Below are 11,591 nucleotides of genomic sequence, written 5' to 3'. Positions count from 1 at the left end.
CCGTCCGGACGGGCGACCACCAGGGTGGCACCGGTGATCAGCGGCCAGAAGAACTCCCACACCGACACGTCGAAGCTGTACGGCGTCTTCTGCAATACGCGGTCGTTGGGGCCGATCGGGAAGGCGTCCTGCATCCAGTGGATGCGGTTCATCAGGGCGCCGTGTTCGTTCATCACGCCTTTGGGTTGACCGGTGGAACCGGAGGTGTAGAGCACGTAGGCCAGATCGCTGGCCTCGACGCTCAGCGGTTCACCCGCCGGCGCTTGGGGCAGGGCGTCGAGGATCCAGGCGGGGTGCCCGGCCGGCAGTTTGGTCAGCCACTGCGGCTGGGTCAGGGTGACCTGCGCCTCGGCGTCTGCAATCAGGAACGCCAGACGCGCCGCCGGAAGCTCTGGGTCCAGCGGCAGCCACGCGGCACCGGCATGCACGATGCCGAGCAGGGCCACGACCATTTCCACCGAGCGCTCCATGCACACCGGCACGATGGACTCGCGACCGATACCGGCGGCGCGCAAGGCACGGGCCAGTTGTTGGGCACGCTGATCCAGTTCGGCGTAAGTCAGGCGCTGACCTTCGAACACCAGCGCCGGGGCGTTGGGGGTGAGGGCGGCTTGTTGGAGCAGGGCCGTGTGCAGGTTGGTTGGGCCGGCGTAATTACGCTCGGTGGCGTTCCACTGCACCAGTTGCTGGCGACGCTCGCTTTCACCCACCGGCGACCAATCGCCAATCAGCGTCTGCGGCGCGTCGAGCATGGTTTCCAGCAACTGTTGCCACTGCACGAGCCAGGTCTTTATCGTGGCCTCGCTGAACAGCGCCGCGCGGTATTCAAGCAGAACCGACAGCACCTCACCGTCATGCACTTCCCAGTTCAGGTCGTATTTGGTGGACTGCGCCGTCACAGCCCGCTCATGTACCTGCAACTGCGGCCACTGACTGGCCGCGGCATCGGCGTTCTGCATCACGAACAGCACCTGGAACAGCGGCGTCTGCGCCAGGCTGCGCGCCGGGTTCAGGCTTTCCACCACGTGGTCGAACGGCACGTCCTGATGTTGCTGCGCATCCAGCACGCGATCACGCACCTGACTGAGCAGGCCTTCGAAATCCAGTGCCGGGTCGAGGTCGCTGCGCATCACCACGGTGTTGACGAAGCAGCCGATCAGCGGCTGCAACTCGGCCAGCGGCCGCTGGGCCACCGGGCTGCCGAAGCGCACGTCGCGCTGGTTGGCATAACGCCCCAGCAGCAGTTGCGCGGCGCCGAGCATCAGCATGTACAGGCTGGCGCCCCGTTGCTGGGCGAACTGGCGCAAGCGTGCCGCCAGTTGCGCAGGCAATTGCACCTGCACCGCGCCGGCCACCGGGTCGAGCTGGTTCGGGCGAGCCTGTCGGGTGGGCAGGTCCAGCAAGTAATCGCCGTCCTCCAGTTGCTTGCGCCAGTAGGCCAGTTGCTCGCGGAACAGCGCCTGCTGCTTGGGCTCGCGCTGCCAGAGCGCGTAGTCCGGGTATTGCAGGGCCAGTTTCGGCAATTCGGCATGGCTGCCGGCATAGAGGCGTGCCAGCTCGTCCAACAGGTTCTGGCTGGAGGCGTCATCGGTGACGCAGTGATGCAGGTTCAGCAGCAACAGGGCTTGGGGTTGACCCGTGCGCTGAACCAGCGTGGCGCGAATCGGCAGTTGCGTGGCCAGATCGAAGCGGTGACCGGTTTCGGCATGGATCGCCTCATCGGTCAGTTGTTGCCAGGCTTGATCGCTGCTCGCGTCCAGTGTTGCCACGCGCAGGTCAAGGTTGGCCTGCGGTTCGATGATCAGCGCCAGCTCACCATCGGCTTCGCGCACGATGCGGCTGCGCAGGATTTCATGGCGCGCCACCACGGCATTCAATGCCGCTTGCAAGGCCGGCACGTTCAGCTCGCCGTTGAACTGCACGGCGCTGACCACGTTGTACTCACCGCCGCCCGCGCTGAGCTGTTCGAGGAACCACAGGCGCTGCTGTTCGAAAGACAGGGGCAGGCGGGCGGGGCGCGGCGCCGCCACCCAGGTCGCAGCCGGGGCTTGCAGAGGCTCGCCGAGCAGCGCGGCCAGAGCCTCCAGGGTCGGGTGCTCGAACACCGAGCGCAGTGCCGGCACCGTGGCGAACTGTTGGCGCAGGCGGGCGAACAGCACCGCCGCCAGCAGCGAGTGGCCGCCCAGGTAGAAGAAGTGGCTGTCGCGACCGATCTGGGTCAGCGGCACATTCAGCAGCTCGGCCCACAGCGCCGCCAGTTGCTGTTCGGCGGGGGTGCGCGGCGGGTCCTGGGCATCCGGCGCGGCTTGCAGGTCCGGTGCCGGCAGGGCCTTGCGATTGAGTTTGCCGTTGTCGGTCAGCGGCAGTTCAACGAGCACCACGAATGCCGAAGGCACCATGTAGTCGGGCAGGGCGGCACCGAGGGTCTTGCGCCAGCCGTCCACGTGGGCCGGGCCGTCGCAGGTGACATAGGCCACCAGGCGCTTGTCGCCGGGGACGTCTTCGCGGGCCAGCACCACCGATTGCCGCACGCCGGGCTGGGCGCCGATCAGCGCTTCGATTTCCCCCAGCTCCACGCGGAAACCACGGATTTTCACCTGATGGTCCATGCGCCCCAGGTATTCCAGCTGGCCGTCGGGCAGCCAGCGCACCAAGTCGCCGGATTTGTACATGCGCGCACCGGGCAGGCTCGAGAACGGGTCCTTGATGAACACCTTGGCGGTCTGTTCGGCACGGTTGAGGTAGCCCAGGGTCACGCCGGCGCCGCCGATGTGCAGCTCGCCCGGTACGCCTACCGGCATCGGGTTGAGCCAGGCGTCGAGGACATAGGTGCGCACGTTGGCGATCGGCCGGCCGATGATCGGCCGCGTCGGGAAGTCGTCCACTGCGCAACCGGTGGCGTCCACCGTGCATTCGGTGGGGCCGTAGGTGTTGAAGAAGCGGCTGCCGGCAATCGACGGCAGGCGCTGCCAGAGCTGCGCGTCCACCGCATCGCCACCGAACAGCACGAAGCGCGGCAGGTACACCTCGCCACGGCGCACGCCGTCGCTTTCGAGCAAGGCCTTGAGCTGCGCCGGGGTGCACTCGAAGGCGTCCAGGCGGGTGTCGCGGAAGAACTGCGCCAGGGCCTCGGGGTCGTAGCGCACCTCTTCCGGGGTCAGGTACAGGCTGTGGCCGTCCAGCAGCAAAATCAGCTCGGCCACCGAACTGTCGAAGGCGAACGAGTAGTTGAAGCTGGTGCGCAGCGGCTGGTCGGTGTAGCGGCGGTACAGGCCGTGGATCCGCGCCCAGGCCAGGTTGACCACCGAACCGTTGGTGACCAGGGTGCCCTTGGGCTTACCGGTGGAACCGGAGGTGTACATGATGTAGGCCAGGTCATCGGGCCCGGCCAGCGGCGCCAGGTTGCTGTCCGGCTGATCGGCGAACAGCGCGGCGTCAGTGTCCAGGCGCAGGCGCGGCAGGTCGGCGCCGAGTTGCTCCAGCAGGCCTTGCTGGCCGAGGAACAGCGCCGGTTGTGCGTCTTCGAGCATGTAGGCCAGGCGATCGACCGGGTAGGTCGGGTCCAGCGGCACATAGGCGCCCCCGGACTTGAGAATGCCCAGCAGGCCCACCAGCAGTTCCAGCGAACGCTCGACGCACAAAGCCACCGGACGGTTGGCCTCGACGCCACGGCTGCGCAGGTAATGCGCCACCTGGTTGGCCCGGCGGTTGAGTTCGCCGTAGCTCAGGCTGCGGCCTTCGAACGTCAGGGCGTCGCGGTCCGGGGTGCGTTCGGCCTGTTGCTCGAACAGTTGGGCGAAGGTCAGGTGCTGCGGCACCTGCATCTCGGTGCGGTTCCATTCGACCACGGTGCGCTGCCATTCCGCCTCCAGCAGCAGCGGCAGGGCGGACACCGGGCGTTGCGGTTCGGCGAGCATCTGTATCAGCAGGTGCTCCAGGCGGGCCAGGGTCTGGCGGGCGCTGTCGGCGACGAACAGGTCGAGGGCGAACATCAGCTCCAGCTGGATCGGCGCATTGGCCGGGCACAGCACGTGCAGGTCCAGATCGCATTCGGACTGCTTGAGCGGCGTATCGAGGGCTTCGAATGCCAGGCCCGGGAAGCGCAGGCGCGACTCCATGGCCAGTTGTTGGGCGACCATCACCTGATACAGCGGCGCATGGCTGAGGCTGCGCGGCAATTGCAGGCTGTCCACCAGTTGCTCGAACGGCAGGTCCTGATGCTGCAGGCCTTCGCGCAGGCGCTTGGCAACCTGTTCCACCAACGCGGTGAAGCCGGCTTGCGGCTCGAAGTCGGCACGGATCGCCAGATTGTTCAGCAGGATGCCGAGCAAGCCTTCGGTGCCCGGCTGTTCACGATGTGTGACCGGCGTACCGATCAGCACTGTGGCGTCGCCGCTCAAACGGTGCATCAGCACCGCGAAGCCGGCGAACAGCACGGTGAACGGCGTGGTGCCCAGGCGGCTGGCGAAGGCTTGCACCCGAGCGCTGAGGTCGGCGCTGAGTTCGCGCTGGACGATGCCGGCGCGATAGGTCTGCACCGATGGCCGCGGCAGATCGGTGGGCAACGCCAGCAGCGGACTGCCTTCGCTGTTGCTGCGGTCCAGGGTCTGGGTCCAGTAGTCCAGCTGACGCTTGAGCTCCGCGCCTTGCAGGTGCTCGCGCTGCCACAGGGCGAAGTCGGCGTATTGCACCGCCAGCGCCGGCAGTTCGGCGGCCTTGCCGTTGCAGCGGGCTTCGTAACCCAGGGCCAGTTCGCGCAGGGCGATGGTCGCCGACCAGGCGTCCGAGACCAGGTGATGCAGGGCGATGCCCAGTACATGTTCCCCGGGTGCCAGGCGCAGCAGGCTCGCACGCAGCAGCGGCGGTCGGGTCAGGTCGAAAGGTTGTTCGAAGGTGTCCCGCAAGGCGTTGAACTGCGCGCCTTCGCGGGCAGTCGCTGGCAGTGCAGACAAATCTTCGAACGGCAGCTCGATGCTCAGCGCATCACTGATGTGCTGGCAGGGCACGCCGTCGGTGCTGCGGATACCGGTACGCAGGATCTCATGGCGCACCAGCAGGTCGTTGAGGCTGGCGTGCAGCGCTGGAACGTTCAGTTCGCCTTTCAGGTGCAGGGCGAACGGGATGTTGAACAGGGTGGTGCCCGGCGTCAGTTGCTCGATGAACCACAGGCGCTGTTGCGAGAACGACAGCGGCAGCAAGGCTGGGCGCGGCTGGGCTTTGGGCCCTTGGGCGGTGGCCGATTGCGGCGCGGCGGCCTGGGCCTGGCGGGCGGCGATGGCCACGGCCAGCAAGGCCACGGTGGGTTGTTCGAACAACACCCGCAACGGCAGCTCGAGTTTGAAGTGTGCCCGCAACCGCGCCACGATCTGTGTGGCCAGCAGCGAATGACCGCCGAGGGTGAAGAAGTTGTCCTCGACGCCGACGCTGTCGCGGCCCAACACCTCGGCCCAGACCTTGGCCACCGCCGCTTCCAGTTCGTTGCGCGGCGCGATGCTTGCCTCGGTATCGGCCTGCCACTCCAGCTCGCGGGCGGCCAGGGCCTTGCGGTCGACCTTGCCGTTGGCGTTGAGCGGCAAACGTTCCAGGCAGACGAACGCCGCTGGCACCATGTACGGCGGCAATTGCCCGCGCAGGTGCTCGCCCAGGCCGTCGCTGCCCAGGCTTTCGTCATGCGCCGACCAGTAGGCCACCAGCCACGCTTCGCCGACGCTGTTTTCCCGCAGCAGCACAGCGGCTTCACGCACGTTCGGGTGCTGGGCCAGGCGATGTTCGATTTCCGTCAGTTCGATGCGGTGCCCGCGCAGCTTGACCTGCTGGTCGCGGCGGCCGAGGTATTCGATCACCCCATCGGCGCGCCAGCGGCCCAGGTCGCCGGTGCGGTAGAGGCGTCCGTCCAGTTGCGGGTGATCGATGAAGGCATCGGCGGTGCGTTGCGGATCGTGCAGGTAGCCGCGGCCGACGCCGACGCCGCCGACACAGATTTCCCCGGCCACGCCGACCGGCACCGGGCGCAGGGCCTCGTCCAGTACGTACAGGCGGTTGTTGGCGGTCGGCTGGCCGATGGGCATGTGGCTGACGTCGTCACCTGGCGCCGCGAAGATCGGCTGGAAGGCCACGTCGTCGGCGCACTCGGCCGGGCCATAGGCGTTCATCAGGGGAATGTCGGGAAAGCGCGCGAACCAGTCGCGGGCCACGGTCGGCGGCAGGGCTTCACCGGTGGGCAGCACCCAGCGCAGGTCCGGCAGTTGCAGTTCGCACGGGCACAGGGCAAGCAGGGTGCGCATCAGGCTCGGGACGATTTCCAGCACGCTCAGGCGCTCGCTGGCCAGCACTTGCAGCAGGCGCTGCGGGTCGTGGGCCACGTCGTCCGGGAGGATGTGTACGGTGGCACCCAGCACCGGGGCGGCGAGGAACTGCCACACCGAAATGTCGAAGGCCACCGAGGCGGTTTGCGGGATGCGGTCGTCGGCGTTCAGGCCCAGGGCCGGCACCTTGCCGAAGATGTTATTGAGCATGCCCCGTTGTTCGATCATCACGCCCTTGGGCGTACCGGTCGAACCTGAGGTGAACAGCACGTAGGCCAGGCTGTCCGGGCCGCCGAGCAGCGGCAGGGGCGCATCGTTGCCAGCCTGCCAGCAGGCTTCGGCGAACAGCGCGTTCGGCGCGGGGTCGAGACCGCTCAGCAGTTGATCGAGCAGGCCGCTGCAACCTTCGCTGGCCACCAGCAACGGTGCGCGGGACAGCGTGAGGATCTCGCGCAGGCGCTCCGGCGGATGATTGACCTCCAGCGGCAGCATCGCCGCGCCGGCCTTGAACACGGCGATCATCATGGTCAACAGCGCCAGGCCCCGGGGCGCGACCAGCGCCACCAGTTGATCCTCGCCGGCACCGGCTTCACGCAGGGCGTGGGCCAGACGGTTGGCGCGACGGTCCAGTTCGGCGTAGGTCAGGGACTCGCCGTCGCAGATTGCGGCCACTTGATCGCCGCGTTGGGCGACCTGACGGGCAAACAATTGCGCGTAGCGCTGGTCCAGCGGGAATTCGTGGGGGTTGACTGCCCATTCACCGAGCAGTTGCTGGCGTTCTTCAGCAGCCAGCAGTTCGAAGCTGCCCAGGGTGGCGTCCGGGGTGGCGAGCATGCCGCGCACCAGGCTGGCCAGATGACCGAGCAGGCGCTCGATGGTCGGTGCGTCGAATCGCTCGCGGTCGTAGGACACGCGAATGCCCAGTTGCTCGCCGGGCAGGATCACCACGGTCAGGCCGTAGTGGGTGTGCACGCTGTGGTCCATGCCATCGAGGCTGAACTGGAAACCGCCCTCGAGAATCTGCTCGTCGATCGGCGCGTTCTCGAACACCAGGATGCTGTCGAACAGGGTTTCGCCCCGGGGGAAATCGCTCCAGCCCTGGATGTCGGTGAGCGGCGTGTGCTCGTAGTCGCGCATGTCGACGTTCAGCCCTTGCAGCGCGCTCAGCCATTGGCCCAGTGACGCTTCGGGGTCCACCGACACCCGCAACGGCAGGGTGTTGATGAACAGGCCGATCATCTCGGCCACGCCGGTCAGCTCCGCCGGGCGGCCGGCCACGGTCACACCGAACAGCACATCGCGCTGGCCGCTGTAGCGCGACAGCAGCAAGGACCAGACGCCCTGGAAGAAGGTATTGGGGGTGATGCGCCGGGCCCGGCAGAACGCCGCCAGTGCCTGGGTTTGCGACTCGGTGAGGTGAATCAGACGGTCGTCCACCAGCACCGCGTCGGTGTAGCGATTGCGGGTCACGCCGTTGTCCACGGTCAGCGGCGTCGGCGCGTTGAGCCCTTGCAACTGACCGCGCCAGAACTGCTCGGCCTTGGTCGCGTCCTGGCGTTGCAGCCACTGGACGTAGTCGCGGAACGGCCGTGGACTCTTCAGCTCTGGGGTGCGGTCGTTGCACAGCGCTTCGTAGACCTTGAGGAAGTCCACCGTCACCAGGGAGATGCACCAGGCGTCCATCAGGATGTGGTGGAAGCTGCGGATGAACTCGTAGGACTCATCGCCCAGGCGCACCAGGCGGAAGCGAATCAGCGGCGGCTTGGACAGGTTGAACCCGACCTTTTGCTCGTCCGTCAGCAGGGTGCGGATTCGTGCTTCCTGCTCATGGGGCGCAAGGCCGCGCAGGTCGATCGTATCCAGCGGCACCTTGACCTCGCGGTGGATCACCTGCACCGGTTGCTTCTGGGTTTTCCACTGGAAACTGGCGCGCAGGGAAGGGTGCAGCGCCACCACCTGGCGCCAGGATTCGAGGAACGCCACTTCGTCGATGGCGCCACCGATGCGGTAGCGATCCTGCATCAGGTACACGCCGGAATCTTCGTGCAGCAGGGAGTGGAACAGCATCCCTTGTTGCAGCGGTGACAGCGGGTAGATGTCTTCGATCGGATTGCTGGTGTTGTTTTCGGTGGTCATTAAAACGTCCTGCAAAAAAGGGGTGATGGCACGCAAAAAAAGCCGATCAGAATTCGTTTTCGTCGAGCTCGGCCATCAAGGCCTGCATCTCGTCGGCGGACAGGCCCGAGGCGCTGAATTCGCAGCTTTTGGGCTCTGCACCGTCAGCCGCCAGGGGCTGGGCGACTTCGGCCATGGCGGCGATGGTCTGGCGTTCGAACACCTGCTTGGCCGATAGGGCGATGCCTTGCTCATGGGCCTGGGCCACCACTTGCAGGCTGAGGATCGAGTCGCCGCCGACGGCGAAGAAATTCTCGGTGACGCTCACACTCGGCAGCTTCAGGACCTTGGCGACGATGGCGTGCAGGGTGGTTTCCATGGCATTGCGCGGGGCGACGAAGGCGCTTTCGTCGAGCTGGTCCGGGTCGGGCAACTGGCGCAGATTGAGCTTGCCATTGGGGGTGCGTGGGAAGGTCGCCAGGGTCAGCACTCGGGCCGGCACCATGTACGACGGCAGACGTTCGCCGAGGAAGCGCTTGATCGCTTCGGAGTCCGGCGCATAGCCGTGGGCCGCCAGCACGTAGGCCAGCAGGCGTTTGCCGGCGGCGTGTTCCTGGACGATCACCGCGGCTTCGCGCACGTCGCTGTGGCTGCACAGTTGCCGCTCGATTTCACCCAGCTCGATGCGGTAGCCGCGCAGCTTGACCTGATGGTCCTTGCGCCCGAGGAACGCCAGGCGCCCGTCCGCCAGCCAGCAGGCCAGGTCGCCGGTGCGGTAGGCGCGGGTGCCGTCGGCCAGAGTGACGAAGGCCTTGGCGGTTTCTTCGGGTTTGTTGCGGTAACCCCGGGCCAGGGTCGGGCCGGCGAGGACGATTTCCCCCGGTTCGCCGACACCGCAGGCGACGTCGTGGTCGTTGAGCACCCGCAGGTCCATGCCGGCAATCGGTCGACCGATGCTCAGCTCGCGGCTCGGGTCCAGCACTTCATAGGTGGCCCAGACTGTGGCCTCGGTGGGACCGTATTCATTGACCAATTGCGCGTTCGGCAGGGCCTGGCTGTGCTGGGTGATCAGCGAAGGCGGGCAGGCCTCGCCGGCGACGATCCAGCACGCAAGGCTCTGGCTGTCGGCATTGCGCTGCAACTGGTCGAGCAAGGCCTGATACAGCGACGGCAGCGACAGGCCATGGCTGACCTGGTGCCGGGCGATCAGTTGCGCAAGGCGTGGCATGTCCAGTTCTTCGCCGGTGGCCGGCAATACCAGGCGTGCGCCTTGGGCCAGGGTCCAGAAGATCCCGGCCACCGAGCTGTCGAAGGCGAACGACGACAGCAGCAGGTAAGCCCGCACCGGTGTGCCGTAGGCGGCCATGCGCACCTGGGTCGAAACGCTCAGGGCGCCATGGGTGATTTCCACGGCTTTCGGTGCGCCGGTGGAGCCGGAGGTGTAGATCAGGTAGGCCAGGTCGTTCGCATCGGGCAGGGGCAGCGGCGGCAGGGTGCTGATGTCGGGCACGCTCAGGTCGTCGAGGACGAAGCGTTGCAGGCTGTCGGGCACGCTGTCGGCCAGCTCACTGCTGACCACAATGTGGGCGATGGCGCTGTCGGCGAGCATGTAGGCGCGGCGATCCGCCGGGTAGGTCGGGTCGACCGGCACGTAGACACCGCCGGCCTTCAACACCGCGAGCATGGCGACAATCGCCGCGTTGCCACGGCCGAACAGAATGCCCACCGGCATGCCCGGGCCGATACCGGCGTCGCGCAGTCGATGGGCCAGCCCCGTGGCGCAGGCGTCGAGGGCGGCGTAGCTGAGGTCGCCGTCCTTGTCGCTCAGGGCGATGGCATTGGGCTGTTGCCGGACCTGACGGGCAATCAGCTCTACCAGGGTCACCGGTTCAATGGCGGGTGAAGTCGGTGCGGCGTCGATGGTCTGGATTTGCAGCGGGCCGCTCAGGGGCCGTTGTGCCCAGGCCTGTTGCGGTTCGGCCAGGGCGCCTTGCAGCAGTTGCAGCCATTGCTCGCCAAGGCAGGCGGCGGCGTTGGCGCTCAGCAGGTGGGCGTCGTAGAGCACGTGGGCCTGAACCCTGTCCGGGGTCTGCTGCACGTTGAGACAGGCTTTGACCGGGTTGAGCACGGCGCTGGCGTGGCGTTCGTGCTCATGGCCCTGGCGCCAGGCGAAGGCATAACCGCCGTTGAGATTGTGGGTGTAGTAGTCCTGCCAGCCCGCGCTGAGCTCGATGCTGGCGGCAATGGCTTTGCTTTGCTCCAGCAGCGTCGATTGTGGGTCCAGGTCAAGTCGCAGGGGCAGGCACTGCTCGAACAGGCCCAGGGCGTTTTCCAGTTCCGGGCCACGACTTTCGTGGATCCAGGTCAGGGCAATCTGCTGTTGACCGGCGAGGCGGCTGAGCACCGCGGCCCAGGCGCTGAGCATCAGGTTGGAGGTCAGGGACGGGTGCCGGGCGAGGGCCTGCGGGATGACCAGGTCCACTCGCTGCGGGACAAAGCCCTTGCCCGTGATGGATTCCAGCGACAGCTGCAACGCCGGTTGTTCGCTGTCGGCCAGGGGCTTCCAGAAATTCACCCCCGGATGGTCCGGCTCGTCTTCGGTCAGGCTCCAGCGCCACTCGGCGTAGTCGGCGTATTGCAGCGCCTCGGTCAGGGCCGGGCTGGCGTCTTGCAGTAGGGCTGCCGCCAGCAGTTTCAGGCTGGCCAGGTCGAAATGGCTGCTGGCGCCGGCCAGGTCGAGCACCGATTGTTGGTCCGACAGGCGTACCCAGGTCACCGCCAGCGGCAGCGTCCAGTCGCGGGGCTGGGTCGTGAGGCGGTCCAGCGCCGCGTCCTGCTCGTCACGGCTCAGTGAACGCCAGTCCTGCAACGACACGGACAGCTCAACGCGGTCGTGGATCACCTGCACCGGAAAGCGCAGCCCCGGCACGGGTGTCAGCCGAGTGCGCAGGATTTCACTGTCGGCGATCAGGGCGCGCAGGCGCTGGTTCAGGACGTCGAGGCCAAGGGGCAAGGACGACGACCACTGCAAACGGCAGCTCAAGGGATGTTCGGCGACGCCGTTGATGTGCTGATAAACCGACGCCTGTTGCGGCGAAATACGAAAACCTTGGAGTCCGCTCATGTTCAACTCGACTGCAAATAGGGGTTAAACCTGGGGTGGCAGAGGCC

General features: G+C 66.8%; 2 protein-coding genes. Both read right to left on the bottom strand.

Going from position 1 to position 11,591, the window contains the following annotated elements:
• A partial coding sequence (locus tag B0W55_RS11950; RefSeq protein ID WP_139340900.1) for a non-ribosomal peptide synthetase occupies positions 1-8,441 on the bottom strand: 8,441 nt, incomplete at its 3' end.
• A 46-nt stretch (positions 8,442-8,487) separates the two neighbouring features.
• Positions 8,488-11,544, bottom strand: a complete 3,057-nt coding sequence (locus tag B0W55_RS11945) for an amino acid adenylation domain-containing protein (protein ID WP_077046199.1) — start codon at positions 11,542-11,544, stop codon at positions 8,488-8,490.
• Positions 11,545-11,591 lie beyond the last annotated feature (47 nt).

Source organism: Pseudomonas sp. KK4, from assembly GCF_001984065.1.
Classification (GTDB): domain Bacteria; phylum Pseudomonadota; class Gammaproteobacteria; order Pseudomonadales; family Pseudomonadaceae; genus Aquipseudomonas.
The sequence above is the reverse complement of the archived record's forward strand: the minus strand, read 5'-3'. Positions and strand labels throughout refer to the sequence as shown.